This window comes from Pantoea sp. S62, assembly GCF_016658625.1.
GTDB lineage: Bacteria > Pseudomonadota > Gammaproteobacteria > Enterobacterales > Enterobacteriaceae > Pantoea > Pantoea vagans.
The window spans coordinates 1-26,748 of the sequence record NZ_JACVVI010000012.1; the positions used below are offsets into that span (position 1 = coordinate 1).

General features: G+C 46.7%; 23 protein-coding genes. 14 read left to right on the forward strand and 9 right to left on the reverse strand.

Features of this window, described 5'->3' with window-relative positions; translation table 11 throughout:
* Together IBT54_RS16640 and IBT54_RS16645 are read right to left on the reverse strand one after the other, a co-directional pair.
* Window positions 1-2,783: S6 family peptidase (locus tag IBT54_RS16640; RefSeq protein ID WP_201252492.1), on the reverse strand; the 2,783-nt coding region annotated here is incomplete at its 3' end.
* A gap of 691 nt (window positions 2,784-3,474) precedes the next feature.
* Window positions 3,475-3,723, reverse strand: a complete 249-nt coding sequence (locus tag IBT54_RS16645; protein ID WP_201252493.1) for a DUF333 domain-containing protein — start codon at window positions 3,721-3,723, stop codon at window positions 3,475-3,477.
* Between the two features lie 620 nt (window positions 3,724-4,343).
* Between IBT54_RS16645 and IBT54_RS16650 the strand changes: the two genes are divergently transcribed.
* Window positions 4,344-7,196 carry an autotransporter outer membrane beta-barrel domain-containing protein gene (locus IBT54_RS16650; RefSeq protein ID WP_201252494.1) on the forward strand — a complete coding sequence of 951 codons (2,853 nt, stop codon included), beginning with the start codon at window positions 4,344-4,346 and terminating at the stop codon, window positions 7,194-7,196.
* Window positions 7,197-7,238: 42 nt separating this feature from the next.
* On the forward strand, window positions 7,239-7,550 hold the full coding sequence (locus IBT54_RS16655; protein ID WP_201252495.1) for a NirD/YgiW/YdeI family stress tolerance protein: 312 nt from the start codon (window positions 7,239-7,241) through the stop codon (window positions 7,548-7,550).
* Between the two features lie 553 nt (window positions 7,551-8,103).
* Here IBT54_RS16655 and IBT54_RS16660 read toward each other — a convergent pair.
* Together IBT54_RS16660 and IBT54_RS16665 are read right to left on the reverse strand one after the other, a co-directional pair.
* Window positions 8,104-8,739 carry a LuxR family transcriptional regulator gene (locus tag IBT54_RS16660; RefSeq protein ID WP_147789898.1) on the reverse strand — a complete coding sequence of 212 codons (636 nt, stop codon included), beginning with the start codon at window positions 8,737-8,739 and terminating at the stop codon, window positions 8,104-8,106.
* 38 nt (window positions 8,740-8,777) lie between these two features.
* Window positions 8,778-9,368 carry a helix-turn-helix domain-containing protein gene (locus IBT54_RS16665; RefSeq protein WP_013356578.1) on the reverse strand — a complete coding sequence of 197 codons (591 nt, stop codon included), beginning with the start codon at window positions 9,366-9,368 and terminating at the stop codon, window positions 8,778-8,780.
* 1,036 nt (window positions 9,369-10,404) lie between these two features.
* Between IBT54_RS16665 and IBT54_RS16670 the strand changes: the two genes are divergently transcribed.
* The 12 genes from IBT54_RS16670 to IBT54_RS16720 all read left to right on the forward strand — a co-directional run bounded on the left by IBT54_RS16670 (window position 10,405) and on the right by IBT54_RS16720 (window position 22,060).
* Window positions 10,405-10,722, forward strand: a complete 318-nt coding sequence (locus IBT54_RS16670) for a hypothetical protein (protein ID WP_013356579.1) — start codon at window positions 10,405-10,407, stop codon at window positions 10,720-10,722.
* Window positions 10,723-10,731: 9 nt separating this feature from the next.
* Window positions 10,732-10,953 carry a hypothetical protein gene (locus IBT54_RS16675; RefSeq protein WP_201252496.1) on the forward strand — a complete coding sequence of 74 codons (222 nt, stop codon included), beginning with the start codon at window positions 10,732-10,734 and terminating at the stop codon, window positions 10,951-10,953.
* Between the two features lie 104 nt (window positions 10,954-11,057).
* A complete protein-coding gene (locus IBT54_RS16680) occupies window positions 11,058-11,588 on the forward strand; it encodes a fimbrial protein (RefSeq protein WP_033785251.1) in 531 nt (176 codons plus the stop codon).
* Between the two features lie 61 nt (window positions 11,589-11,649).
* A complete protein-coding gene (locus tag IBT54_RS16685) occupies window positions 11,650-12,387 on the forward strand; it encodes a molecular chaperone (RefSeq protein WP_201252497.1) in 738 nt (245 codons plus the stop codon).
* A 26-nt stretch (window positions 12,388-12,413) separates the two neighbouring features.
* Entirely contained in the window at window positions 12,414-14,999 is a 2,586-nt protein-coding gene (locus IBT54_RS16690) for a fimbria/pilus outer membrane usher protein (protein ID WP_201252498.1), read from the forward strand.
* A gap of 12 nt (window positions 15,000-15,011) precedes the next feature.
* Window positions 15,012-16,073: a fimbrial protein gene (locus IBT54_RS16695; protein ID WP_201252499.1), complete on the forward strand. Its 1,062-nt coding sequence runs from the start codon at window positions 15,012-15,014 to the stop codon at window positions 16,071-16,073.
* 55 nt (window positions 16,074-16,128) lie between these two features.
* A complete protein-coding gene (locus IBT54_RS25485; protein ID WP_033785249.1) occupies window positions 16,129-16,791 on the forward strand; it encodes a response regulator transcription factor in 663 nt (220 codons plus the stop codon).
* A 36-nt stretch (window positions 16,792-16,827) separates the two neighbouring features.
* On the forward strand, window positions 16,828-18,150 hold the full coding sequence (locus IBT54_RS16705) for a TolC family outer membrane protein (RefSeq protein ID WP_033785248.1): 1,323 nt from the start codon (window positions 16,828-16,830) through the stop codon (window positions 18,148-18,150).
* A gap of 25 nt (window positions 18,151-18,175) precedes the next feature.
* Window positions 18,176-19,435 carry an HlyD family secretion protein gene (locus tag IBT54_RS16710; protein ID WP_013356587.1) on the forward strand — a complete coding sequence of 420 codons (1,260 nt, stop codon included), beginning with the start codon at window positions 18,176-18,178 and terminating at the stop codon, window positions 19,433-19,435.
* Window positions 19,436-19,452: 17 nt separating this feature from the next.
* Window positions 19,453-21,456, forward strand: a complete 2,004-nt coding sequence (locus IBT54_RS16715; protein ID WP_370585116.1) for a peptidase domain-containing ABC transporter — start codon at window positions 19,453-19,455, stop codon at window positions 21,454-21,456.
* A gap of 21 nt (window positions 21,457-21,477) precedes the next feature.
* Window positions 21,478-21,636 (forward strand): hypothetical protein, encoded by a 159-nt coding sequence (locus IBT54_RS25490; protein ID WP_370585117.1) that lies wholly within the window; start codon window positions 21,478-21,480, stop codon window positions 21,634-21,636.
* Window positions 21,629-22,060: a DcrB-related protein gene (locus IBT54_RS16720; RefSeq protein WP_013356589.1), complete on the forward strand. Its 432-nt coding sequence runs from the start codon at window positions 21,629-21,631 to the stop codon at window positions 22,058-22,060. Before IBT54_RS25490 ends, IBT54_RS16720 begins: the two co-directional genes overlap by 8 nt.
* A 95-nt stretch (window positions 22,061-22,155) precedes the next feature.
* On the opposite strand, the gene IBT54_RS16725 is transcribed toward IBT54_RS16720, so the two are convergent.
* The 5 genes from IBT54_RS16725 to IBT54_RS16745 all read right to left on the reverse strand — a co-directional run bounded on the left by IBT54_RS16725 (window position 22,156) and on the right by IBT54_RS16745 (window position 26,444).
* Complete coding sequence (locus tag IBT54_RS16725; protein ID WP_234366600.1) at window positions 22,156-22,608, reverse strand: FidL-like protein; 453 nt, start codon at window positions 22,606-22,608, stop codon at window positions 22,156-22,158.
* Window positions 22,609-22,649: 41 nt separating this feature from the next.
* On the reverse strand, window positions 22,650-23,483 hold the full coding sequence (locus IBT54_RS16730) for a winged helix-turn-helix domain-containing protein (RefSeq protein WP_201252500.1): 834 nt from the start codon (window positions 23,481-23,483) through the stop codon (window positions 22,650-22,652).
* A gap of 174 nt (window positions 23,484-23,657) precedes the next feature.
* Entirely contained in the window at window positions 23,658-24,581 is a 924-nt protein-coding gene (locus tag IBT54_RS16735) for a substrate-binding domain-containing protein (protein WP_013356593.1), read from the reverse strand.
* A gap of 70 nt (window positions 24,582-24,651) precedes the next feature.
* On the reverse strand, window positions 24,652-25,431 hold the full coding sequence (locus IBT54_RS16740; protein ID WP_147789903.1) for a TIM barrel protein: 780 nt from the start codon (window positions 25,429-25,431) through the stop codon (window positions 24,652-24,654).
* Complete coding sequence (locus IBT54_RS16745; RefSeq protein WP_095708283.1) at window positions 25,431-26,444, reverse strand: Gfo/Idh/MocA family oxidoreductase; 1,014 nt, start codon at window positions 26,442-26,444, stop codon at window positions 25,431-25,433. The genes IBT54_RS16740 and IBT54_RS16745 overlap by 1 nt, the downstream gene beginning before the upstream one ends.
* Window positions 26,445-26,748: the final 304 nt, after the last annotated feature.

The window sequence follows — 26,748 nt, forward strand, 5'->3', positions numbered from 1 at the left end:
GGCGTGACTTCCGGTGCTGGCGTCGGTTCCGGCTCAGGCGTGACTTCCGGTACTGGCGTCGGTTCCGGCTCAGGCGTGACTTCCGGCTCAGCCGACTTATTACTTTCCAGCACCCACAGAACACGGTCGTTATTGTCTTTCACCTGATAATTGGGGGTGTAAACGCTAAATCCGCTGTAGCTGTCTGCAAAAGAGAAATAGCTGTGCGACGTGCCAGCAGGTGCATCAACCATTACCAGATCCTGGGTCAGCGCAACTTCGTCTTCACTTCCGATTAGCAGACTTACGTCCAGCAGGTTGTCGCCACCACTCACCGAATTTTTTACAATCAGTTTGTCGCTTTCCAGTGTGGAGGGTTTAACGCCTAACATCAGATTTAACCCGGTCGCATCCAGCGTATCGACATTCAGTGTTTTGGCGCTCCAGCGGCCTGAAGGCACCATTGAAAGTGTCGAACCACGTCTCGCCAGAAGTGAACTGATATTACTGTTGCCGGTCATCGTCCAGTTCGCATTGGCATCCATCGTCATAAGGCTGCTGCCTGTTGATGTCACGGCCCCCTGATAGTTAACCTTACCAAGATAAAGTGAGGCATTGTTAGCCAACTGAGCATCGCCTTCCACTTCGCTGGCGGGCAGCATTGCCAGTGCATCCGCGCTTCGCACTGGCTGACTGCAGGAAACATCATCAGAATAGATGGCAGAATAGCAACGCCAGCTTTTCTCGCCTGCAAGCTCGCTATCGTTGTAGCCAAAAGAGAGTGTTGACGAATCAGCAGCAACAATGTTGGCTTTCACTCCAGCATATTCTCCCACCTGGAAATTCGCACCAGTACCTACATTGATCTGATCGGCTTTAAACAGTGAAGTGTTCCAGTCGTCATCAACGATAACGCCTCCCGCATGTGGAACCGGCTGACCAGAGAGAACGACGGTACCGCCAGCAACCTCCAGATTGCCGTTAAGATTCATCCCTCCGGTCAGTGCGGTAATAGCCGTGGCATTACGCGGCAGGATATTCACGTTCATCACACCATTCAGCGCATTTCCCAGTGTTTCCCCCAGAAAACCGCGGAAAACCTGAACGTTGAGCTGTGTCAGGCGATGATTGATGGCTTCATCCGCATCGGTACCCAGATAGGTCCAGGTCGACGTTGAAGATTTATCCGTGGGAAAATACCAGTACGATGTGGTGTTTAACTGAAAATATTCCGTATCTTTGGTATAGGGATTTTTATACTCATAGATCGTGCCAGGTGTACCTTTTGGGTTACTTCCCGTGAAGGTGTAAAAGGGAACGTCGGCAGCGGTGTAACCCGTGATGTTGAGTGTTGCGTCTTTATCACTGTGGTTAACCAGCGTTGCACCGCTGTCGGTATGGTTGATCTTTTTAAAACTCAGCGCGTTTCCATTCAAATCTAAACGGCCCCCACGATAGCCAAAGTAGATCTGATCAGTCGCAACCTGACTTTCATCATTCAGTACCACGGTTGGCCGACCACTCACTAAAGTGACTGACGAAAACGCCTGTTTATTGCCTGAGGCATCAGCTTGTTGATCGAGGATAACGGTACCCTCTCCCACATTCAGTGAACCCGGGTTTGTGCCAATGGCATTGATATGCAGTGTACCTGCGCCGATTTTATGCAGCGCATCGCTTGCCACGCCATTGACCTGCCACAGAACCTCTTTGTCCGCGTCAACCTCAATGCCGCCGCCAGCCCAGGTCGCATTGACGCCGTCGGCAGACGAGACAGTGTAGTTATTGGAAAACTGAAGTTTGCCAGCGCCCATGTTGATCGGCGTATTTAGCGTGATCAGCCCGCCAGCACCGTTGAAGCGAAGATCTTTGGTGGCATCAAGTTCTGCATTGGTGGCGGTAGAGGGCGCCGCTGACGCATAGGCCGAATCCAGGCCTGCCCATGACCAGGAGGAACCGTATTGTGTGATCGCGGTGTTGTCCCAGAAAATCGTGCCGTTACCTGCGACATCGACAACATCAGGAGAGGTGTTAGTGGCAATAGTGCTTTGAATGTAACCATCCGGAATATATTCCCAGATACTCTCGGTGCCGTAAGGCTGATCATTAACAAACGCACCGTGTAACACCCCTGCAATCTTCCAGACCTTATCTGTTTCGTCATAGACCATGATTGGGCTGCCACTGTCACCAGCCATAGTCCCGATCGCCAATGGTGAAGTCAGGGGATTATCTGGACCATAGTCGATCGCACGCAAACTCCCGGATGGCGTGGTAACTGTACCGGCATTGATCGTTCCCCCACTAACCCAGTTATAAGCACCACTCAGGGTAATCTGCTGTGTCTGATCTTCGCTGACCTGGCTTTGTGTACCACCACCGATACGGGTATACCAGGAGTAGCGCGAAGTATCCCCTTTACGGATCTCAGACTTCTCTACGGTTTCAATTGGTCCGGCATCGATAACCACTTTATTCAGACGTGGCAAATGAAAATCGACGTCTGAATCAGATGGTGTTTCATTACGATTAATCAGCTTGTAAGTTGCGCCATACTGCGCACCTTTACCAAAACCCACTGACTGATAACCGGTATTATGGCGTGCACTGGCAACATAGGAAGGCGCAACCAAGGTACTATAACCATAATTAGCGACCATGCCGAAATCGGGCATAGCGAAATCAAGATACCCCGATAAAGTACCATCCATTTTATAGACCGGTATATTCGTCAAACCAACAGAATAATTCCCCAGGTTTTCAGCGAAATCACGATATTCCTGCACATCAACATCGTGTCGCATGATGCCTGCATAAGATTTTGTGCAGATAAAGAAGGTGCAACATAACGCTGCGCTTCCAAAATATTTCAATGGATTATCCTCATGAGGCTATTATTATTTAAGAAAAACACCTTAATTAATGAAATAGTATCATTATGACAATCGGCAACAGAATCTGAGTTTTATATAGATATTGATTCAGATCAAAGTAAGAAGCCAGATTAGCGTAAAATCTGCGTTAACCCATTGTATTAAAAGGCTATAAAAACCCATTACCAAATTGGATTAAAGTTTTTCATTTAATATATTTATTAAAAATCATGTCGGGACAATTGCCAAATGAGATCAAAATAGATATAAAAAAACACTTCCTGATAAAAAATAATTTGTTAATTCAGAATAAAATTTTTTATCTACCGGGAAGTTAATTCTTATCTAAAAAAAGCTAATAATACTTTGTGGAAATAATGGTCAATATCATTCATGGGATTAACCCATCCAGTGTCTGGTACACATAAAACACGCGGTTAACCCATTTATAGTGTAAGAGCGACACCAGAAATCCGTAGTAGTCCAGAAAAAGGACTGCGATAAATGATCGGGTGTCTTGCAAAGATTTAGCCAGGATTGAGTTTAGACAAAGCCTCTTTGGCATTATCTATGCATTTCAATGGCGTTTGATAATCCTGCTGGCAGGGAAATTGAAAAGTGATTATTGCGGGTGATCGCGATGATACAATGCCCACTGCTCAATCCTCTCTCCTGAAGGTAACAGACAGTAGAGTGTGCTGGTGCTCAATGATTCATCCTTTACCTGCTGGCCGCCACGCTGCAGGCACCATTGACTTGCAGGATTCCGCATTGCCAGGCGCTGTGGCTCGGCATGATGGGGCATGCAGGCACTAATTTGTAGCGTGGCCAGCATCAGGGAGCAGACTGTTATTCTTTTCATGATTTTCATATAACCCTCTCTCAGGATCAATTTCAGGTAGGTGAGACTTCATTTCTTATGCTCACAAGGCTATGGCACAAAGCGCATTAGCGCATTAGCGCATTAATTAATACGCTCGCCGTCATACGTTTTTCATAGGCCATCGCTTCAGAGTCCTTTCTTGCCCGTTTATGGAAAAATCTGGTGTGTATCTGAGCATGTAATAATGATAGCACCTACGCGCTAAACCCTCTCTTAACAACACCTATTGCTACCAGCACTCTCATTACTGACCTGCGAGAACCAATAAACAAACCTCAAATGAGAATGACTGTAATAATAAATAACAAGACTTCCCGAGTGACAGCTAACACATAAGCTTAATTTTAAATGAAAATTCCTTTATGACACTTCGGTTCTTTTAACCTCTTGTCAAAAGATGCATGCTTTCACTCTCTTTACATAATTAACGCCTGACCTGCATAATCCTGCCGCCCTTAGTAAATATGCTGTAATTAATGGATTTAATTAACAAGACGTTTAATTCGTATCGGGCCAAAAGAGCGTATGAAGTGCGAAATGGCATGCCTGTTTAACATTTTCACAGCCCCCCAGGCCCTTTAATAAAACCTTAAGGAAGAGTCACAGATATGAATAATAATACTGACTTAAATAAACGCGTAAAAGCGATGATACTGGCCGGTGGAATGGGTATGTTGCCTCTGGTCAGTTCAGCTGCAGTTGTCGGAAGCCAGAGAGGCGGAGATATTACGCTGGCAGATGGCACCACATTAATCGCCGATCAGTCATCTGGCGATGGTTATTATGGCATTCTTGTAACAGGTGCAACCGCTGCTGAAGTGACAGCCGGTTCGGGCAGCACAGTTACGGTGAAAGACCCTGAACATTACGCTAAGGGAATTTTCATCCAGGCTGCGAACAGTCACTTTACTGCTGATAAATTAATTCTCAATGTTTCAGGAATATCCGCAGTGGCGATGGAGCTCAGTGGAAAGCAGGTTACTGCCAATCTGGGATCAGGTAGCTCCGTCACATCGATTGGATCAGGTATTGCTTACGCAGAGGGGGTGGTTGTAAGCAATCAATCCTCGTTGCAGGCAGAAGCATCAAGTATCAGTACCCAGGGCACCAACGGTATTGCACTGCGCGTCAGCGGTTACGGCTCAAACGTTGATCTAGGCAGTGACAGTAGTATACAGACCAACGGGACCAACAGTCATGGTGTACAGGTGGACACATTGACCGGTGATGCGATTAATGGTGCCGCAACGCTTAAAGCGGAAGCGCTGACCATTAATACTCTGGGCGATGCCTCGCAGGGCATCAATATTCAGGATAATGGCTCGGTTGATTTGGGCAGCCACTCAACCATTATCACCACAGGTAAGACTTCTGCAGGCATCTGGAGCCTGGGTGAACTGACTGCCGATCATCTGACAATCAGCACATCTGGCACGACTTCTCCTGGCATTTCAGCCAGAGAAAATAGCCTGATAAATGTCGGCGCAGGCAGCGTGATCTCTTCAGCACAGACTGGCGGCCTTGTTGCGATGGATAATAATGCCACCCTCAACTTTTCAGGTAGTGAAGAGGAACGCAACACCATTCAGTCTGGTGGTTATGGCGCATCCGCCCAATCGACAGGTGCAGTGATCAATCTGGCAAACACAGATATTGTTCTCAAACAATCAGATATGGTCAGCAGAGGCCTATGGTCTCTGGGGGGAGGCGTGATTAATGGCGAAGACATCAGCATCACCGGGCCTGATACAGGAATAGGTGTTGTCGCCTGGAATGGTGGCCAGACCAATCTGACAGGCGATCTCTCTATCGATATGGCCTCTCCGGACGGAGTAGCAATAGCAACACTTTACGCCGAAGGGTTTGAACCGGGCATTATTACTTCTCAGGGTAAAGCGGATATCACCGGCAGCGTGGTATCGCTGGGAGGTCTGATTGACATTAATTTAGAGCCGGGTTCACTGTGGTCCGGTAGTGCTGCCAGCGATAATGTGAATGGCGGTCATTTAAACGTCAGCCTCACCAACAGCACATGGAACGTTAGTCAAACATCAAATCTTGATAACCTGACATTAAATAACTCACTGACAGACCTTTCTGCAGCAACAGACGATGCGACCTACTCCACTCTGACCATTGCTAACCTGAGCGGTAGCGGCAACTTTACCCTTCGTACCAATCTGGTCGGCAATGGTGAAGGGGTAAATAATACTGGCGACAAAATCGTGGTGACCAAAAGCAGCGCAGGTGAGTACGGTCTGAATATTCTGAACCGCGGCAGTGCCATTACCACAGGTAATGAAGTACTAACCGTTGTTGAGACTACCGATGGTATCGCGACTTTCAGGGGCAACACCGACGTTGAACTGGGCGGCTATGTCTATTCGGTTAACAAACAGGGTACTAACTGGGTTCTCTCATCGCCAAAAACACCTGAAACGCCCGCAGCGGACGAACAGGCTGTAATACCAGCAGAGAATCCCCCTGTTCAGCCCGCCTCCGCTTCGGATGCCACGACACCCACGACGCCATCAGGACAAAATAATTCAACCATCACCAGCACAGCGAATGCAGGTGCCAACTTCCTTAACATCGGTTATCTGATGAATTATGCCGAAATGCAGACTCTGATGCAGCGCATGGATGATGTGCGCCAGGGAAAGACGGGCGGCAATGTCTGGCTGCGCGGAATGGATGGGCGTTTCAGTGGTTTTGCCAATGGCAAGCTGAGCAACTTCAGCATGAATTATACAGGCTATCAGTTTGGGGTAGATAAACGCCTGTCCGATGATCTGCCGATCTATCTGGGCTTGTTCATGGGAGCAACAGAGGGCTCGCCTCATTATCGTACTGGCGATGGGACTACCAAATCTGAACATTTTGGTATCTACGGCACATGGCTGAATGACGCGGGCTTCTACCTGGATGGCGTACTGAAATTCAACCGCCTGAGAAATCAATTCGATGTCAGCGATACCCAGAATAATCGCGTATCCGGACAGGGTGTCTCATCAGGCCTGAGTGGATCACTCGAAGCCGGGAAGAAGTTCAGCTTCTCTGACGAACTTACTGGCTTCTACCTGGAACCACAGCTTCAGCTGACTGCCGGTCATCAGGATGGAACCTCTTTGCAGGCGTCGAATGGCCTCAACATTAATCTCTCAAGTTACAAATCGATGATGGGAAGAGCCAGCGTACTGGCAGGTTATGAAGTCAATCAGAACAACTACAAACTCAATACTTATGTCAAAACAGGTGTTTTGCGCGAGTTTGACGGGGATGCTGCTTATGCTCTGAATGGTTCAGATGAGCGTCTCTCGTTTAAAGGTAATGGCTGGAATAACGGTATCGGTGTCAGTGCGCAAATCAGTAACCATACCCTTTTTATCGAAGGAGATATGGTGAATGGAAATCGCTTCAACCAGCGCCAGGTCAACGCCGGCTATCGTTTTAGTTTTTAATAAATAAACCGACAAAGGATGGGTGTTAAAGGAAACGTGTAAATGAAGAAAATATTATGGATGATAGTGGCCCTCATCAGCTCAGGCTCGGTATATGCCCGGCAGGAGGTCACGGTTGCAGAGGCGAAAACCCTGCGCGACGATCGTCAGGTTACGCTCACGGGAACGATCACTTGCAGGGCCGATGATGATCACTACTGGTTAAAAGATCCGACTGGCCGCATCCGTGTCGATATAGACGATGATGATGATGATCGCTATCTGATTGGTAAAAAGGTACGGGTCAGCGGTGAAGTTGATAGGGATGATGGCTACAGCGAAATCAACGTAGATCATGTTTATATCCTGAAATAATTATCTGTAAATATAAAAAAGCCAGCGGTGACGCTGGCTTTTTTACTTGTTTTAACGTATCAGAAGTCTCTGTTAACCTACCATTTGCAGGAATAAATGGTACAAAGGTTATACCCCTGCACGGATAATGGCTGAAAGTCATTATCTTTCAACAGTGTTAATTTCAAATACTGTTTAGCAAACCGGATGAGTATTCACGAGTTTGTCAGGGAGATTTCTGCATACTTATGTGCGTTTCTTTGAGTCTCGGCGCAGACTGAGAAGGATAACGAGTACCCACGCCTGACTGAAACGCATCGAGAGTTGAAGTACGGGTGCAGCAACCGCATAGTTACTGTAAATATAAATAACCACCCCTGACATGATTGCCGTTACCCTTTTAAAGGGGATGGCCAGGGATTGATTATTTTCGTGGTTCTTTTCTTACATAAACTTATCAACCCTTAACGGCCTTAAGGCTACCTGTGAATGCCGTTATGCATCACAAAAAATCCGGGCATCAGAATTAAATCTTTAATTCGCAGGACCACTCACCTATGGGATGCATAAGAAATTAAAATCTTCCAGACTCAATAACACCCTTATAAAGTTCAAGCAGTGTCAGATCATTGATGAAGGCGTTAAAGGCCATATCACCACTTAGCGAAAACTTCTTCATGACATTGTATTTATGTGCATAAATTGTTTTAGCGGACAGATTCAGGCGTTTAGCTGTCTGCCCCACGCTATACCCTTTCTTGAGAAAACTTAGCACCTGCAGCTGGACTACTGTAATACGCGCGAAATCGCAATGCGAGCAATCCGTGGGTACAAATCCTTTGGCCCTTCCCTGATTTCCCAGCCAGAACCGGATGATTTTATCAGCAATATCGCGAACAGAATCCCTGTGCGAAATGATAATCAAAGAACGATAGCAAAGAGGCAAATGCTCAGTAATGATGTCTTCAATATCGTCAACAAAGACTATTAAAATGCTACCGGGTTTCCTATCCCGGTAGGCAGGCTGACACATATAAAGGCGCCACTGTGCAACACTAATGAGTATAAAGTCCGCCTGACATAAATTTTTTGCGTCATAGGCGGGTAAGAATTCTACTGGCGTATCTGATAACAGTGCCTCCTCAATAATTTTGGAGATGCCCAGACGAAAGAAGTAGTTCTCATTTGTACAAACGACTTTAAAATCCATTTTCCCTTAAGCATCCCAAAAGTTAAATAAAAATAGACTCAGGTAAACTTGCCGTTAACCAGGGTCAGCTCACCTTTCTCTTTTAATTCTTTCAAAACTCTGCAAATGGAGCTTTTTGAAAGATGAGAACTGTTTTCAATCAGGTAAAGTGCCGAAAAGCGCTTCTTAAGATGCGGTGGCAATTTTTCCCAGCGGCCAATTAAAGAAATCACTTCATCATGTGAGTTATTCTTGGGTAGCTGAATGTAGTTCATCAGGTCTGAGTACTGGCCAGAAAGAATGGACATGGCATCGTTAAAGAGGTCCTTCTCAAATACCAGTCGCCAGAACACATCGTAATCGATGAAACTGACCTTCCCATAATCGATTCTTTCCAGATAGACAGGAGGTTCATCGAGTGCCGGTGTGACACCGACAACAAAGGGAGCAGACAGGATATTTAAGACCTTATTTTCACTCTTTAATTTCAGCAGGAAGTCACCATCAAGAATGAACATTACCCGGCGTACATTATCTTTAGTGAGATGATAACGACGTTTACCACGTGAAATCTCATCTGGATTAGCAACCTGGGTGTACCCGGCTAGCGCATCGATGATCCGCTCATGATTCTCAGTCACTCTATACATAATAATTAACTCAATCTAACTAACACGAAGTTAGTGATTAGTAGAAAAATTAGTAAAAATCCGTTTGTTATAGTCTCTTTATTTCGCCTGGTGTATTTCTTATCTCTGCCCCCCCCATTATAAGCCATAGAAGAGGTCGTTATTGGTTTCACTATAGTAAAACCATTGCGATAAAATTCAACACCACAAACATGCAAAAAGAAAGATAATTAAGCCAGAGAATGGCATCACAACCAGATATTTCACCGCTTTAAAGCCATTTTATCAGTAGTTCAAACTAACAAGTAGAGACTTACTGATGGGGTTATAACTTTTTTCTTAAAAAAGGAATCAATCATAACCATATGAACATTAATGTTATAAAATCACTGTATTAAAACAAACAAGTACGCATTAGCATTTTAAAAAACTGTAATAATCTTCACATGTTTACTCATAATATAATGATTGTTAATTCCCCCGTAAAAATAAAAAAAACAACAAAGCTCCTGATGGCATAAATTAAACCATAGTATTGTCATAACAGACATTTAAATCGACAAATGATATATATATAGATTTATATTCTAATTTTTAATAATTAATAAGAATTTTAAGCCAACACAGGACATACCTTTAAGCACCCGGATTTTACTTTACACTTCATATGAAGCTAGCCTACTCCGAATCAGACTGATTTAAGAAAAGCCCATAGATTATTTTCAAAGCCTTTACATCGCAGAATGCGTACCATTCTCACCGTCTGAAATTGATAGTTCCACCTCAACGAAAGACAACCATAAAAATATGAACAGAAATAACTTATCGATAAGCTGAATAACCTCAATCCACCCAACCAAATCATAATGCATGTAAAAAAAATGTAATGAAACCATAACTTCTATAGCCAGTAAAAACCGCACCAAATATCAATTATGGATATTTTGCTATTTTATTTTTTATGGCCTAAGAATCTAATAGCGCCGTTCGCTTGAAGCGGCATTTTAAAAAATTCATTACTGAATAATTGAACAACTGATTAATCCTGGAGATATAAATGAGAGAGTTAACATCTGTTGAAATGCAGAACGTTTCAGGCGCAGGTTTTTTTGATTTCATCGGTTCAGTCGTTGTAGGTGCAGCTGCAGGTATTACTGCTTTCGGTCTTAAATGGGCCATGAGCGGCGGTAGCGCGGGCGGCGTCCTGGGCGTTGGTATTATCTCTGGCGGTGTTGGTCTGATCGTGGGTGCCGTTGTGGGGCTGGTCGATGGCGCACTTTATGGCGCGATGAATGGCTGGGAAACAACTGCAGGCTGGTTCAATAATATTGTTGAAAACCAGCTTGACCTGGGAACAGGTGTAATTACTGCATAAGGAAAAATCATGCGTGAATTGAAAAAAAATGAAATTGACGGCGTTAGTGGCGGCTCATTAACTTCCGTCATTTTAGATTTCTTTAAACAGATTGGCGGAAGCTCCAAAGAAAAAACTGAGTGGGTACGTCCGGAATCAATACCAGAAGCTAACCCAGTTAGCGGTACTGCTTTTGGCATGGGTATTGTCGGTGTTGCTGCGGCCGTAGTTTTCGGCCTGCTGATGTTCTGATTTACCAGGAAGGCGACAGACTTCCGGGAAGGAATGAGCGCTTGTCATAAAAATCAATCGCTCATAATTAAATGTTGTTCACTATTTTATACAAAGGAAAGTATATGAAAAAGGTATCCATGGTTGCTATGGGTCTGCTGCTGGCAGCGGCACAGGTTAGTGCAGCAGAAGCTTCAGATGGCACAATTAACTTCACCGGCACCATTGCATCTCAGACCTGTACCGTAAGCGTTAACGGCGGAAGCAGTACTGCCACCGTTACCCTGCCGAAAGTAGCAGCCGGTGTATTAAATGCGGCAGGTGCCGTTGCGGGCAACACTCGCTTTACTCTGGCGCTGAGCGACTGCTCCGCAACAACTGGCGATGTCTACGCTTACTTTGAGCAGGGCGCTGGTGTGAACGCCAATGGTCGCCTGACTAACACGGGTACTGCTACAGGTGTTGATCTGCAACTTCTGGACAGCGCTAACAACGCCATCAATGCAGGCAGCACTGAACAGTCTACCGCTCCTGCAACTGTCGCTCTGACTGCAGGAGCTGGCACCCTGTCTTACTCAGCTCAGTACTATGCAACTGCTGCTGCAGAAGCGGGTACCGTTGCGTCAACAGTAAACTATTCAATCAATTACCTGTAATTGATTATGGTGAGGGCAATGCCCTCACCACTCTTCTCCTTTCATCACTCCAGTTAATATCATGAAAAAAAAAAGTTTTAAATTTCTAATCTCCTGTTTGCTCACTTGCGCAATGACTTCGTCTGCCTTTGCCAGTGTGACCATCATTGGTACCCGGGTAATCTACCCCGCTTCCGAGAAAGAGGTTACCGTTCGTCTGGATAATCGCGGCGATCATCCCGCGCTTGTTCAGGCATGGGTTGATGACGGAAATCCTGACGAAGCAGTAGATAAAATAAATGTTCCTTTCGTTTTATTACCTCCGGTTTTCCGTATGGAGGCGAATAAAGGACAAACGTTACGGATTGTTTTTACGGGCGCCAGTCTGCCCACCGACAAAGAGTCTATCTTCTGGCTTAATGTCCTTGATATACCTCCTCGTGATAAAAGTCTAGCTAATCAGAACCAGCTGCAAATGGCAATCCGGAGTCGCATCAAGATTTTTTATCGTCCAGTTCAGTTTGATACAGCCCAGGCCAATAAAGCTGCGTCAGGACTGGTATGGCGTCACGGTCACAAACCTAATTTTCTTTCCGCAACTAACAACTCACCTTTCTACGTTAACGTCTCACAGATTAATGCAGAAGATAACGCAGGTCATAAATTAGTCAGTGAAAAAGGGGAAATGCTGGCACCAGGCGAAACAAAAGAGTTCCCGTTGAAAGGCATGGGCACAAGTCAAATAAAAACAACATTTAATTATCAGTATCTGGACGACTTTGGTGCAGCACGTAAGGTTGAAAGCAAAATAAACGAGTAGCTTTTGATAATTATCCAGGGGAAATTATGATGGCAAGGACGGTATTTTTTAATAAACCAACTGGCAAAACTTTTTATCGCTCTTTTTTGGCGCTGTTCCTGACCGCAGCAACTCAGTCAGCGATTGCTGAAACTGCTTATGATTTCGATGAATCATTTGTAAAAAATTTAGCTGGTGTAAAAGTAGACGTTTCCCGCTACGCAACTGGTAACCCCATTGATCCCGGCGTCTACACGCTGGATATCTTTTTGAATGGCCGTCAGATTAGTCGGGAGAATGTTCAGGTTGTGCGTGAGGGAGCAGGTACTAAAGCCTGTCTTTCTTATGATCTGGTAAAAAGCCTTTCCATTAAAGATACAGTCTTCAGCTCTGAGCAAGCTGAAGAGTTACGTTCAGGTAAGCAATGTATAGCACTGGAAGATGTGGTTAAGGAGAGTCATGCCGCAATCAACTCCGCTGATATGCAGATGGACATCTCAATTCCACAGATTTATTTGCTGCGCTCAGCACGTGGCTATGTCGCTCCAGAATTCTGGGATAAGGGCGAAACGGCGTTAACACTTAACTATGACACCAACTATTATCGCTCTGTTAACGACGGACGTGAATATGACTCTTTTTATGGCAGGGCGCTGGCAGGTTTTAACCTTGGCGGCTGGATGTTTCGTCATGATGGCTCATTAAGCTGGCGACGCCAGCAAGGTAAGGAGTCTCATCATTATAATGCCATCAACACCTATGTTCAGCGTGATATCCCGCAACTGAAATCACGCTTACTGTTAGGTGAAGGTAATACGAGTGGCGAGCTCTTTGATACCCTCGCTTTCCGGGGTGCGCAGATATCGACTGTCGATCAAATGTGGCCTGATTCACAACGTGGTTACGCACCAGAAATTCGTGGCGTTGCACGTACTAATGCTCAGGTAACTGTATCGCAAAACGGTAGTAAAATTTATGAGACAACCGTTTCGCCAGGCCCCTTTAATATCTCCGACCTCTACCCTACCGGCTACGGTGGCGACTTAGATGTCACTGTAAAAGAAGCTGACGGCAGCGAAACGCGTTTTTCAGTTCCTTATGCAGCCATGACGAGACTGAAGCGCCCGGGTATGACGTTCTACTCTGTGACGGGAGGTGTGTCGCGTAAAGACAACATGGCTTATACGCCTTCTGTTTATCAGGGCACCATTCAGCATGGCTTTACCAATAGTCTGACCGGTTATACCGGTGTGCTGGGATCAGACAACTATATCTCTGCGCTGTTAGGCGGTGCATTTGGGTTACCGATCGGCGCTATCTCTCTTGATATCACTGGTGCTCAGACAAAATATGGCGATGAGAAAAAGCAGGGTGTGAGCTATCGTGCGACCTACAGTAAAAAAGTTTCTCAGACTGACACCAACTTTACCCTCGCAGCGTATAGATTTTCGTCATCAGGCTATTACAGCTATGACAATGCACTGCAAATTAATAACTATTACAAAAAGAATAAAACCAACGGGACAAATTATCTCTCCCGGCCTAAACAACGCTTTTCACTGACTGCCAGCCAAAATTTTGGGGAGTCATATGGGAATATCTATCTTACTGGTTTCGTTCAAAATTACTGGAACAGCACCGGTACAAACACCCAATTTCAGTTAGGCTATAATAATAGAATTGGTCGCGTGTCCTATACATTGTCAGCAAACCGATTATTATATTCAACCGGCGGGCATGACACGCAACTCTCACTCGACTTCTCTATACCACTTGGTAGTGAAAGTAAAAATTATGTAACTGGAAGCGCCACACATAATAAAGAGGGTGTAACTGCTCAAACTGCACTTAATGGTGTACTAGGTGAGAATGATCAATTTAGCTATAACGTAGGTGCTGCACGCGATATCGATAATAAAAAATCAGGTTCGATCGGTGGCCAATATCGCTCACCTTACAGCATGCTGACAGCAGCATATACTAAGGGTGAAAACTATTATTCAGCCTCGGCAGGCGCCAGTGGAACAGTTATTGCGTTACCTGATAGCATTAACTTTAGTGCTTATCAGTCGACAACGTATGCTGTAGTAAGCGCCGATGATGCAGCAGGTGCCCGCGTGTACGGTTATCCCAACATAGTGCTGGACGGAAGCGGCAGAGCAATTGTACCTAATCTTAATCCGTACAGAATAAATGAACTGGCGATTGATCCAAAAGGTATTCCACTTGATGTTGAGCTGGAATCAACTCAACAGCGAGTTATTCCTGTTGAAGGTGCTGTAGTCAGACTGGACTATAAAACCAGTAAGGGAAAACCACTTTTAATAAGGGCAAATCAGCCAAATGGCAATGCCTTACCATTTGGTGCATCAGTTAATGATGAAAATGGCAATCTGGTGACTACTGTTTCACAGGGTGGTCAGATTTACGTCAGGCTGAATAAAGATGTCAGCCGCCTGCATGTTTCATGGGGGAAAACGGCAAATGACAAGTGCCTGGTTAACCTTGAATCTGGTGCCGTTCAGTCCAGTGAAAATCAGACACTGGCGAGATTAACGACAACCTGCAGTAGCGATCAAATGCAGCCGGTACAGTACGCTTCTAATACCGACAATAAAGATACACAGGGTTAATGGGGTAACATCATGTTTTTAATTTCAGGAAAGAAAGTAATGCGCCTCATTGGCTCAGTTTCATTAATATTAAGTCTGATGCTGATAGCTGCTTTCAATGTTAATGCAGCGGGTACCTCAACGGATGTGACACTGACGTGTAAAATAACATCAAGTACATCGTTAGTTGATGTGAGCTCATTGGGCATTAATATTTCAGCAGCTGTGCCAGTGGGTACGATCGTTTATAGCGGCACGGCAACTGCTAACTTCAAATGTGCTCTGGATAATTTGCAGCAGTACTTAGATGGATTAAGCGGTGAGGTCTATTTTAAGCGCAAGGCGATTGACGCGAGTGCCCTGGGTTATGGATTGACGTTATATACTGGCTATGGCGGAGAGATGAGTACCGATGCCGCAAGTATTGCAACCGGTATCATGATTAGTACTTATGCCTTAACCAGCGGCGGAACCGTGGGCACCTATACAGATGTCTCTCTCAATGTACCCTATCAGATTGTAAAGACCTCCAACTCTATGTCAGCATCGACTTCTCTAAAGAGCTATGTAAACGCTTTTGACGTTGGTTCGTTAGTATCAGGTAAAGATGTATCATTCAACTTCACTAATATTAAAACAGGTATCACAGTTAAAGATCAGACATGCTCAGTCGCCGGTGATACCAATCTGCCTGTGCCATTAGGTAGTTACACCACGAACCCTACTAGCGGTTTAGGATCAGGAATCGGCCAGACTAGCGCTACAACCGCGTTTAATATTCAGCTTAACTGTGAGGCACTTCTTTCGGGTTCGTTTGATGTGATGATGCAGTTGGATGGTGATGCGTCTAGCGGATTATCGGATTTGGGTGTGGTGGCACTTAACTCGGCCTCAACAGCGAGTGGTGTCGGTGTACAAATCCTCAATGAAAATCAGCAGCCGATAGCACTCGCTACACCGTTTAACATTGCGACTTACCCGCTCTCATCTGCCTTAATCACAGTGCCACTCTATGCACGTTATTATCAGACGGCGACGAAAATAAATCCCGGCTCGGCCAATGCAGTAGCAACGTATACGCTTAGTTACCAGTAATCAGCAGGGCTCTGCGGAGCCCTTCTTCACATTTATCTACAGAAAAGGATTATCTGTGAATAAACCTAAGGAAAAAAGTAAGCTCAGGCTTGGTGTATCAGATGAAAGTCCATTTATTTTTTACTCCATCCAAAACATACTGGTAAAGGAGTTTTCAGAACTTGATATTATTTCTTATCCTGTTGAAGCTGATCATTTGCTGTCTGTTATCAGAGAGGATATGCCAGATATATTAATAACGGACTTCTGCTTTAATTTTGAGCGTAACGATGTTAATGGCGTAAAAAAAATAGAACAGATACATAAGAAAAACCCGGACTTAAAAACTATTATTTTTACTGCACAAAACAGTCAGGCTATTTTGAAAAGTATATTGCAAATCCCGGTTAATGCCATCGTACACAAGCGAGACGACATTCGTGATTTGGTCAAAGCATTCAATTGGGTTTGCTCATCCAATACAGGAATATACTACTCAGAACAGATGAAGAATTTAATGCTCTCTGCACCCGCAGATCCGGCACAAACACTTTTGTCGCCGTCAGAAGTAGAGGTCATTCGATTATTCGCCATTGGATATAGCCTGATGGAGATAGCAAAAGCACGTAAACGTAGCATAAGCACCGTTGCAACACAGAAATACAACGCCATGCGTAAGCTACAGCTGCAATCAAACACAGATTTGATTAAGTATGTTTTTGCACAGGAACTCATTTAATCACCTGGCACAAAATTTTTATATACAGCGAAAATCATGAAATTTCATAATCAGAACATTGCATTACTGGCACTAACCTGTACTCCATTTTTCACATCTGCAACCAACCTGCAGCAAGCTGCTCAGGCTGCATTGAGCTATGACTCAGCATTACAATCCAGTCAGATGACCAGTTCAGCAGATAAACAAAAATACTGGCAAGGCATGGCCGGAATGTTGCCAACATTAACTCTGGAAGGAAACTGGGATCGTCAGGAACAGCCTGATAAGAAATATCAGAGTGGGGTAACCAACCACAGTTACGATCTCAGCGTCAGACAACCGCTATTTGATATGAGTAAATATGCCGGATGGCGTAAAGGTGTTGCTATTGCCAACACTGCTGAAGCACAGGCAAAACAGGCTGAAGAGAAATTACTTAGCGCTATTAGCAATGCTTATTTTACAGTGCTTTATCAGCAGGAAGTTTTACAGGCCGCCAAAGCCGCCAGCCATAACTTTAGGCAACAAGAGCAAAAACTTCAGACCGGGTTAATCAATGGGCAGAATACCCGCACTGAACTGGACGAGGCAAAAGCTAACTACGCTCTGGCACAGGCTAAGGAAATAGAAGCTGGCAATCAGCTATTGCTGGCAGGCGAGGCATTTCGCCGTTTATCAGGTATCAGCCCGGACACTGTAGAACCAGTGAATTTTCAGTGCCTGAAAGCATCGCCTTATTCTTCTCTGACCGATGCAATTAATGCCAGCCAGCAGCGTAATACTGATATTAAAATTGCGCTTTTTCAGAATGATCAGGCAGACGCAGATGTTCTTGCGGCTGACGGCGCACACATGCCAGTGGTCTCGCTCTATGCGCGATACGGCAAGAACTGGAGTCGTAATGACGACGACGACAATATCCTGTATGACGCAATCTTCGGGACGAACTCAAAGAGTAATAACCTCCAATATGGCGTAAACGTTTCTGTTCCATTGTTTGCCGGCGGCAGTCAGGTTTCACAATCCTTCGAAGCAGCTTATCGTCGTCAGGCAGCAAAGTATTCCACGATGGAAGCACAACGCAAAGCGGCAACCGATACCCGTTCTGCCTGGCTTAGTCTGACCAATGGCAAAGCCTTAATCAGTGCTCAAAAGAATGCCGTCGACTCAGCACGTGAAAAAGTGGTGTCGGTCCAGTATGGCCGTGAAATGGGCTTCCGCACCGTTAATGATGAACTGGATGCTCAGCAAAAATATTACACCGCACTCAAAGATCAGGCTGAAGCACGCCTAAGTTATCTCAATGCCCTAATCAATCTGGCGCAAAGCACTGGATCGTTATCGCTCGACATGCTGAATTTTTTTCAGTGCCGTTAATCCCTTAATCATGATGAATCTATAAATGGAACAATCACTCTTTCGTCAGGAGGCGCTTGATGCCGCTAATCGGGGTAACCTGGGCATCGTAGCACTTTATTGTCCGCCCTATCGCTGGCTTGTTATTTCTGTGGTGATTTTTATTACTGCCGTTACAACCCTGTTTTTCATTTTCGGCAGCTATACGAAATATGAATCTTCTACCGGAGAACTGCTGCCTGAGAATGGCATGTTAGTCGTTCCTCCTCCTGTAAGCGCAACCGTGGTGGATATTCCGGTTAAAGAGGGACAACTGGTCAAAAAAGATGATGTTCTTATGGTGTTGTCATCCGAAGTCTCAACACAGATGGGACAGACACGTCAGGTTATCGCCGAAAATCTGGTGGCTCAGCGGGAACGACTTCAGCAGGATCTTCAGACGCTTGCCAAATTGCATGACGTCGAAATGAAAGGGTTATCCGACACCATCGCCAGTCTGAAACTCCAGCAGGAACAGCTGAGACTTCAGCTGTCACACCGCCGCAAACAGGTGGCGTTAGCGAAATTGCAACTGGATAAACTCAACGCTATGCACCTGGAGGGGTACGCCTCAAACCGTCAGCTGGAAGAACAGGAATCCAATCTGCTCGACAGCCAGGCACGTTACCAGGAGTACCAGCGTCAGCTGCTGGACACGTCGCAAAAAATTGTTCAGGCGGAGCAGCAACTGCATGAAAAGCCGCTGGATGATGAGAAAAAACGCAACGACATCGAACGGCAACTGGCAGATAACCGTCAGTCAATGGCAGAGAATGAAGCGCGCCGATCCATTGAGCTTCGTGCGCCGAAGAGTGGTTATGTCGGCATGATCATGGTCAAAAATGGTCAGATGCTGAACGCCGGTCAGTCGGCCATCGCGATTCTGCCTAACAATACCAACCTTGTTGCCCGCATCATGGTCAATACGCAATCCATTGGCTTTATCCAGCCAGGTCAGCGTGTCGTGCTGCGCTATAAAGCCTTTCCTTATCAGAAGTTTGGCCAACAATATGGCAAGGTGATCGAGGTCTCTCGAACCGCCCTCTCGCCTCAGGAAGTCACCACCTTAACCGGTAAAAACAATGTTCAGGAACAGCAGTACCGGGTTCTGGTCTCTCTGGATAAACAAACTATTTCTGCTTATTCGCAGAATGAAAAACTGAAGCCAGGTATGGCGCTGGATGCCGACTTTATTGTCGACAAACGTCGTCTCTATGAATGGGTACTGGAGCCGATTTTCGCGCTGGGACACAAAATTTCTCTCTGATTTATAAGGTCTGTTCTGTGTTGTTATTAGAGAAACTCAATTTCAAATGGTTTAACCGCTTACCGATGATTCGTCAGTCACAGGCAGCGGAGTGTGGTCTGGCTTGTCTTGGCATGATAGCTAATTATCACGGCCATCAGATCGACATGATCACGTTACGTCGTCAGTTCGCTACATCGCTCAAAGGCGCCACACTGGCTGATGTCATCGCTATGGCACAACAGCTCAATATGACTTCCCGCGCACTGCGAGTGGAAATGGAAGAGCTGTCTAAACTGCGCATGCCCTGCATTCTTCACTGGGAACTGAACCACTTTGTGGTATTGAAGAAAGTACGCGGCAATAAAATCACCATTCACGATCCCGCGCGTGGGATCCGCGAACTGACCTTTAAAGAAGCATCGACCGCCTTTACCGGTGTCGCGCTGGAGCTGGTTCCCTCTTCCACCTTTGAAGTAAAAGAAGAGAAAGAAAGCATCTCAATGATGAAGCTGGTGGGCAGCGTGACCGGGGTAAAGTCTGCCTTTGCTCAGGTGCTCATCCTCTCAATCGCACTGGAGCTATTCGGTGTCCTCGGTCCCTTCTTTATGCAGTGGGTGATGGATATGGTGCTGGTTTCTGCTGACTATTCGTTACTGTCGCTGCTCGGTGTGGGCTTTATCATGATCGCGCTGTTTCAGACTATCGTTACAGCGTTGCGTTCATGGGTAATGAGCTGGTTCTCTAGCCAGCTTAGTGTGCAGTGGACCATAAACGTTTGTCACCATATGTTAAAGCTGCCGCTGGAATGGTTCGAATCACGCCACGTTGGAGACATTCTTTCTCGTTACGGTTCGCTTAATACAATTCAGAGTACGCTGACTTCCCGTTTTATCAGCACCGTACTGGACGGTGTCATGTCAATCGTTACGGTAGTGATGCTTTTCATCTATAACGCGCAACTGGCGTGGCTGGTCATTGGACTTTTTCTCGCCTATGCACTGCTGCGTTTTATGGCCTACGATCCGGTTCGCCGCGCCAATGAAGAACAAATCATCAGCTCGGCCCGTACCCAGTCGTCTCTGCTTGAAACGCTACGTGGGATCCAGGCGGTTAAAACCAATAATAAACAGGTACCCCGACTCTCGGCTTACATGAACTTTCTGGTGGATACCACCAATAAAGGCATCGTGATTCAGAAGCTCAACATCCTGTTCGGTTCGGCTCAGGGACTGCTAACCTCAGTGGGCCGTGTGGTTCTGGTCTGGCTTGCTGCCCTGCAAGTTTTGGATGGCAACTTCTCTGCCGGTATGCTGACCGCCTTTATCAGCTTTTCAGATCAATTCATGAGTCGCGGTTCAGGTTTGATCAATGCCATCATCGATTTCCGTATGCTGAGAATGCATGGTGAACGCCTTGCCGATATTGTTCTGTCTGAAACAGAAGTCAGTTCTGAGGGCAATCCAGGTCTGGTTAGTAAGGAAACCGACAAGGAGACAGACGTACCGCAGGATATCAAGCTTATCAATCTCCGTTTTCGTTATGCGCCGACTGAACCCTGGGTTGTCGATGGTGCAAATCTGGAGATTAAAGCGGGTGAAAGCCTTGCCATCGTGGGGCCATCCGGCCAGGGTAAAACTACGATGGCCAAACTTACTCTTGGCCTGCTACACCCGGAAGAAGGCACCATCACCGTGGGTGGCATGGACATCACTCAGACCGGACTTGAACATCACCGTAATCGCATCGGCTGCGTAATGCAGGATGACATTCTCTTTTCAGGCTCAATCAGCGAGAACATCAGCTTCTTTGATAACGAACCCGATCACGCAAAAATTACCCGCGTGGCCCGTCTGGCTCAGATTCATGGCGATATCATGAAAATGCCGATGAATTATCAAAGCCTTGTAGGTGATATGGGCTCGTTTTTATCAGGTGGCCAGCTACAACGTATCCTGCTGGCGCGCGCACTCTATCGCGAACCTAAAATCCTGGTACTGGATGAGGCCACCAGTCATCTGGATATCTATAACGAAGCCTAGATCAACAACGCAATTAAGCAGATGAAGATCACCAGAATCATCATTGCACACCGTCCGGAAACTATCCGCAGTGCCGATAAAATCGTCCTGTTAAATAACGGTAAGCTCAGCGAAGTCACGGCAGAGCAGTTATTTGGCCAGACAACAACCCATAATAAAACGGAGATTACCCATGGATAAGACTATTTGCCGCTTCACTGAAGGCACAATTACCTTGCCGGAAGGCTACTGCGAACGAACACTGAATACGCTGGCTGATACCCGATCTGTTCTGCCACCAATCACTATTTCCCGTGATAAGTTAGGCGACCATAACAACCCGGAAGAGTATATCCTTAGCCAGCTCGCTATCCTGCAAAAGCAGATGAAAGACTGGCAACAGGAAGCCCATCAGCCAGTAGTTTTGGGGGACAACCTGACTACGGGAATCATGATCAGTTATGATTTCCTGCGACCAGATAATCTTCGTCTTTATCAGAAACAAGCTTTATTCACGCTTAATATGGAAGACATATTGATTTTCTCTCTGTCGAAGGCGAGTCCTATTACCGCAGCAGATCTTCAGTTGTTCTCAGATACGCTAAAGAGTTTCCGTACCTGGTAATCAGTCGTGTACAGATAAAAAAACCGGAAGGGAGTTAACTCTTCCGGTTTGCGTTTCAGTAATCAGTTACTGCGTTTAGTAATCAGTTACTGCGTTTAGTAACGCTGGCAGGTGAAAAGATAGGAGAGCGGCCCGCCGACCAGATAAGTTTTTTTATCAATTTGCGTGATATCCAGTTGCAGATAACCAGGATCGAGTGTGATCTCTGCCAGGAGAAGATTAAACACAGCATCCGGTGTAGTGTCGTTAGTGGAAGTAATGGTCGTTCTTAATTTGTAGCGATAAGTGTCGCTATCGATTTTATTACCGGCACTCAATGCAATACGTCGATTAAGGATGGTCACCTTATCACCAAAAGTAACCTGCCCATTCATTAACAGATAGCCGAGCTTAGAATCAATAAAACGTAAATCCTGAGAAACAACAAACTCAATCTTTTGATCATCATGACGGCTAAGATCGTAGCGGCTGAATGCTGAGCAGCGGAAAGGCAGATCGTCAGGCCGGGGCTTTACGTAATTAATTCCCGCGAAGACCAGCAGCAGCATCACAGCCAGGGTTATCGTCAGCGTGAGGGTAGCGTTCCGTTTCAAAGCGGTCTCCAGTTAAGATAATAGAAGTTATCGCAGGAAACGATATGGCCACTGCTGTTTAGGTTACAGGCGGAAAGAATGGTCCTGCCATAATCTTTAGTTGTGAATGCCGTGTTTTTATCGAAATAGATGCGTCGTCCTGATACACAGGATTGATTATTCTCTTTAAGGATTTCCAGAATCTGCTTATCCAGTGACTTTTGCTCAAAAACATCCAGCCCCTGAATAATGACCGCCTCGCAACCACCTTCCAGTTTGATGGTACTCATAGCAGAATTCTTTGCAGCGGGATCCCCTGAAGTGATGTACCTGAAAGCACCTCCCAGCAACATCAGCATGATAAGGACGACTATGACCTGTCTTAAGTTGAAAAAAGATTTTTTAACAGGCTTGTTTGCGATAACTGGATCGGATGATAGTGAGTAGCTATCCTGGCTGGAATCAACATTTTCCTCATGCATTTCATCAGCCTGAAGCTTCCCCACAACCACAGCCGGGGAGTGTTTATGTTCAATTTTGATGTCAGTATTTAGTCGGATGCCGATTTTCGGAATGGTGATAATCAGATTTTCACAACCATAAGCCGCAAGCGCTCTGCGCAGAATACTCAGATACTGGTTCAGATTACTGTTTGATCCGCGCAGCCCATATTTATCCCAGACTTCGGTCAGCAGGGTTTCGCGCGCCAGTATTTCTCCCTGGGAATTCAGTAACTGCTCAAACAGCCGGCCCGATGAAATACTCAGACTCAGCGTGTCCTGAGTAGGAATATGGCTCAGCGTACAATCATCTGAATTGTAGGTAATCTGGTCATCGATAATGTAAATCATTAAGAAATCACTGAATTTGCGCTCATTTCCGACAGTATAATTCAGCTGATCTCAAGAAGCACGAATGAGTCCTGAATCAATCAACGCATAGAGGTGACGTTTAACTGGCATTAAAATGCGACAGGCATGAAGATCTGCAGCCTGCCGCATCGTTCTCGTGATTAATTCCGGCTTTCAGGGCTGATTCTCTGCGGCAAACGCCGGGTAATTAGCCTGCGTGATGGTCTTATAGGGGATCCAGTTCAACGGGTCGACTTTCTGTTTATCCAGCAACGCCTTAACGATCTTAACCGCTCCTGTCGCCTGCCCCTTAGCATCCTGGAAAATTGTCAGCGTCATCTTTCCATTTTTAACAAACTGCTGACCGTCGGGCGTACCATCAATTCCGGCGACCAGAATGTGACTGTTTTTCGCCTGACTCAGAGCCATGATCGCGCCGATGGCCATTTCATCATTATTTGCAGCAATCGCATCAATGGGTCGCTGATTAAGCAGCCATCCCGACACCACGTCTACCGCTTCATTGCGCTGCCAGCGTGCGGTCTGTTTTTCAATCACCGCCATCTGCTTATATTTAGCGATCACGGCTTCAACAGCGCGTGTCCGTTCACGCGCTTCTTCGTTCGATAATGCACCCATTAAAATAGCGACATTGCCACGGTAGTTCATCTGTTTTGCCAGCGCCTCCATCTGCATCTCACCTCCCAGAGCAGAGTCCGAACCGACATAGGCCATATTGACCGGCAGTTTCACTTCCGGCTTGCGGTTAACAAACACCAGCGGAATGCCTGCGGCTTCTGCCGCTTTCACCATCGGCAGTACGCCCTGCGTATCGACCGGATTAAGAATAATTGCATCCACGCCCTGATTGATAAAATCCTCAACCTGCTGAACCTGAAGCGCAACATCACCTTTGGCATCGACAAACTGCCCCTCCATATTCAGCGCCTTTATCTCACCCACCATCTGTGTTCGCAGAATTGAGACGAAGTTAAGGTCGAAATTCGCCAGTGCAACCCCGATTTTTGGTGTTTTCGCCCAGGCAGTAACGCTAATCAGCAGGCTGAGCAGCAGTGCTAACAACATTCTGGTTTTCATCGTGTATTCCTGTAGGGAAATTTTTATTGAGTAAACCACCGGGCAACAGGCAAATACCCGGTGGAATCGCTTATAACGTAAAATGATCGCGGAACTGCGCCAGCGCGGTTTCGCTGTCACCTGCGGCCCAGCCCTCCAGCGCAATAACGCCGCTGTAGCCCATGTGATTCAGCGTACGGGCGATGGCACGATAGTTAATTTCTCCGGTGCCCGGCTGCATCCGGCCCGGCACATCGGCTACCTGAATCTCCCCGATGGCGTCACCACAGCGGCAGATAAGTGCGATCAGATTTCCCTCTCCAATCTGCGCATGATAGAGGTCAAGGTTCATCTTCAGAGCCGGGCTGCTGACCGCTTCGACCAGAGCCAGCGTATCGGCAGCTCGCGCAAATGGCGTACCCGGATGATCCACCGCCAGATTGAGGTTTTCGAGGGTAAAAACCCGACCAGCTTGTTCGCCCAGTGCAGCCACACGGCGCAGGGTATCGGCCGCTTTAAGCCACATCTCGCCGGTCACCAACTCAATCGGACGAACCGCCTGGCCGCTGGCATCCAGTCCGGTGCCATGCAGATTTAGTCGCGGGCAGTTCAGACGTTCTGCAACCGCCAGTGAGGTTTCTGCGCTTTGCAGTAGCTGCGCAATCTCATTATCATCGGTCAGGTTCCCGCTGAGGTAGCCTGTCATGGAGGTAAAACGTGCGCCTGTTGCCACCAGCGCGTCGATATCTTTATTAGCCCAGTTCCAGATCTCCACCCCAAATCCCAGCGCATGGATCTTTTCCACACGCGCGATAATGGGCAGATCGAGAAACACCATCTCGGCACAGACTGACAGCTGATAACCGGCCATTAGCGTGCTCCCAGCAGAATGGGTTTACGTTGTCTGACTGATTCAATGCAGGCCAGCGCAATTTCCAGCGCGTTGCGCGCATCGGTGCCGGTCGCACGCGGTTTATCACCGTGCAGAATTGCGCGCGCAAACTCTGTTATTTCAGCAACATATGCCTCACGCAGTAGATCGGTATCCAGCCGGGAGGTGGCGATTGCAATACCGTCGGCGTGATAGCGTACACAGTTATCCTGATTGATATTGCCTGTCTGCAGCATGCCTTTACTGCCAAACACTTCGCCGCGAACGTCATAGCCGTAAACGGCCTGGAAGCTGGCTTCCGCCGTGGCTATCGCTCCGTTATCAAAGCGAATTGTCACCACCGAGGTATCAAGTAACCCTTTATCTTTAAAATCAGGCCGTACAAGTGCATCAGCCAGCGCATAGACTTCGACAGGTCGCGCCCCCGGATTAAAGTGCAGCAGAGTGTCAAAATCATGGATCAGGGTTTCAAGAAAGATGGTCCATTGCGGGATCGGGGCCGGATCGCGCAGGCCTGGATCGCGGGTCACAGAGCGGCTTAACTGGGTGGTGCCATTGTTGCCCGCCCTGATCGCTTCAATGGCTGCGGCGAAGCCCGTACTGAACCGACGATTGAACCCGACCTGTAACACGACGCCTGCATCCTCAGCGGCAGCGATAGCCCGATCGGCTTCCTGCAGCGTCACCGCCATCGGTTTTTCGCAGAAAATATGTTTGCCCGCCTGCGCGGCGGCGATCACCAGTTCAGCATGCGTGCGGGCGGGTGTAGCAATAGCAACCGCATCTATTTCACTGTCATTAAGCAACGCCTGGATATCGGTATAGGCTTTCTCCACTCCCAGCCGATCCGCCAGTTGCTGCGCTGCGCCAGGCTGCAGATCGGCAACGGCTGTCAGCCGGGCGCCGGGCACCCGTAGCGCCAGGTTTTCTGCATGAAAACTGCCCATGCGGCCAGCGCCAATCAATCCCACTCGTACCGTTTTAAGACTCATAACTGCTCCTGTCATTTATTGTCAGCCCGTCAGAGCTGGGTAGGGTTCGGAGTTCGCCTGCACTTCAGCAGCAAAACGACCGGATTCTGAACGCATCATGGGCTCAGCATATTTCGGCAAAACGCGCCATCCATTTTGCCGGCCCGTCAGTGCCGGATGCTCAGCTCAGGACTTAGTGACGCCGGACAACATCGGGATATCAAAGCCGGAGGTGGTGCCGTTCTGTCAGGCCGTAAGTCAGATAAACAGCAGTAACTTCAGATTTTGTTCACGCATAACCGCTTAACTTTCAGGTTATTTTTAA

Bases quoted from the DNA above. Each gene is read 5' to 3' on its own strand.
- IBT54_RS16645 (WP_201252493.1), bottom strand. From the start codon at position 3,723: ATGAAAATCATGAAAAGAATAACAGTCTGCTCCCTGATGCTGGCCACG.
- IBT54_RS16650 (WP_201252494.1), top strand. From the start codon at position 4,344: ATGAATAATAATACTGACTTAAATAAACGCGTAAAAGCGATGATACTG.
- IBT54_RS16655 (WP_201252495.1), top strand. From the start codon at position 7,239: ATGAAGAAAATATTATGGATGATAGTGGCCCTCATCAGCTCAGGCTCG.
- IBT54_RS16660 (WP_147789898.1), bottom strand. From the start codon at position 8,739: ATGGATTTTAAAGTCGTTTGTACAAATGAGAACTACTTCTTTCGTCTG.
- IBT54_RS16665 (WP_013356578.1), bottom strand. From the start codon at position 9,368: ATGTATAGAGTGACTGAGAATCATGAGCGGATCATCGATGCGCTAGCC.
- IBT54_RS16670 (WP_013356579.1), top strand. From the start codon at position 10,405: ATGAGAGAGTTAACATCTGTTGAAATGCAGAACGTTTCAGGCGCAGGT.
- IBT54_RS16675 (WP_201252496.1), top strand. From the start codon at position 10,732: ATGCGTGAATTGAAAAAAAATGAAATTGACGGCGTTAGTGGCGGCTCA.
- IBT54_RS16680 (WP_033785251.1), top strand. From the start codon at position 11,058: ATGAAAAAGGTATCCATGGTTGCTATGGGTCTGCTGCTGGCAGCGGCA.
- IBT54_RS16685 (WP_201252497.1), top strand. From the start codon at position 11,650: ATGAAAAAAAAAAGTTTTAAATTTCTAATCTCCTGTTTGCTCACTTGC.
- IBT54_RS16690 (WP_201252498.1), top strand. From the start codon at position 12,414: ATGATGGCAAGGACGGTATTTTTTAATAAACCAACTGGCAAAACTTTT.
- IBT54_RS16695 (WP_201252499.1), top strand. From the start codon at position 15,012: ATGTTTTTAATTTCAGGAAAGAAAGTAATGCGCCTCATTGGCTCAGTT.
- IBT54_RS16705 (WP_033785248.1), top strand. From the start codon at position 16,828: ATGAAATTTCATAATCAGAACATTGCATTACTGGCACTAACCTGTACT.
- IBT54_RS16710 (WP_013356587.1), top strand. From the start codon at position 18,176: ATGGAACAATCACTCTTTCGTCAGGAGGCGCTTGATGCCGCTAATCGG.
- IBT54_RS25490 (WP_370585117.1), top strand. From the start codon at position 21,478: ATGAAGATCACCAGAATCATCATTGCACACCGTCCGGAAACTATCCGC.
- IBT54_RS16720 (WP_013356589.1), top strand. From the start codon at position 21,629: ATGGATAAGACTATTTGCCGCTTCACTGAAGGCACAATTACCTTGCCG.
- IBT54_RS16725 (WP_234366600.1), bottom strand. From the start codon at position 22,608: ATGCTGCTGCTGGTCTTCGCGGGAATTAATTACGTAAAGCCCCGGCCT.
- IBT54_RS16730 (WP_201252500.1), bottom strand. From the start codon at position 23,483: ATGATTTACATTATCGATGACCAGATTACCTACAATTCAGATGATTGT.
- IBT54_RS16735 (WP_013356593.1), bottom strand. From the start codon at position 24,581: ATGAAAACCAGAATGTTGTTAGCACTGCTGCTCAGCCTGCTGATTAGC.
- IBT54_RS16740 (WP_147789903.1), bottom strand. From the start codon at position 25,431: ATGGCCGGTTATCAGCTGTCAGTCTGTGCCGAGATGGTGTTTCTCGAT.
- IBT54_RS16745 (WP_095708283.1), bottom strand. From the start codon at position 26,444: ATGAGTCTTAAAACGGTACGAGTGGGATTGATTGGCGCTGGCCGCATG.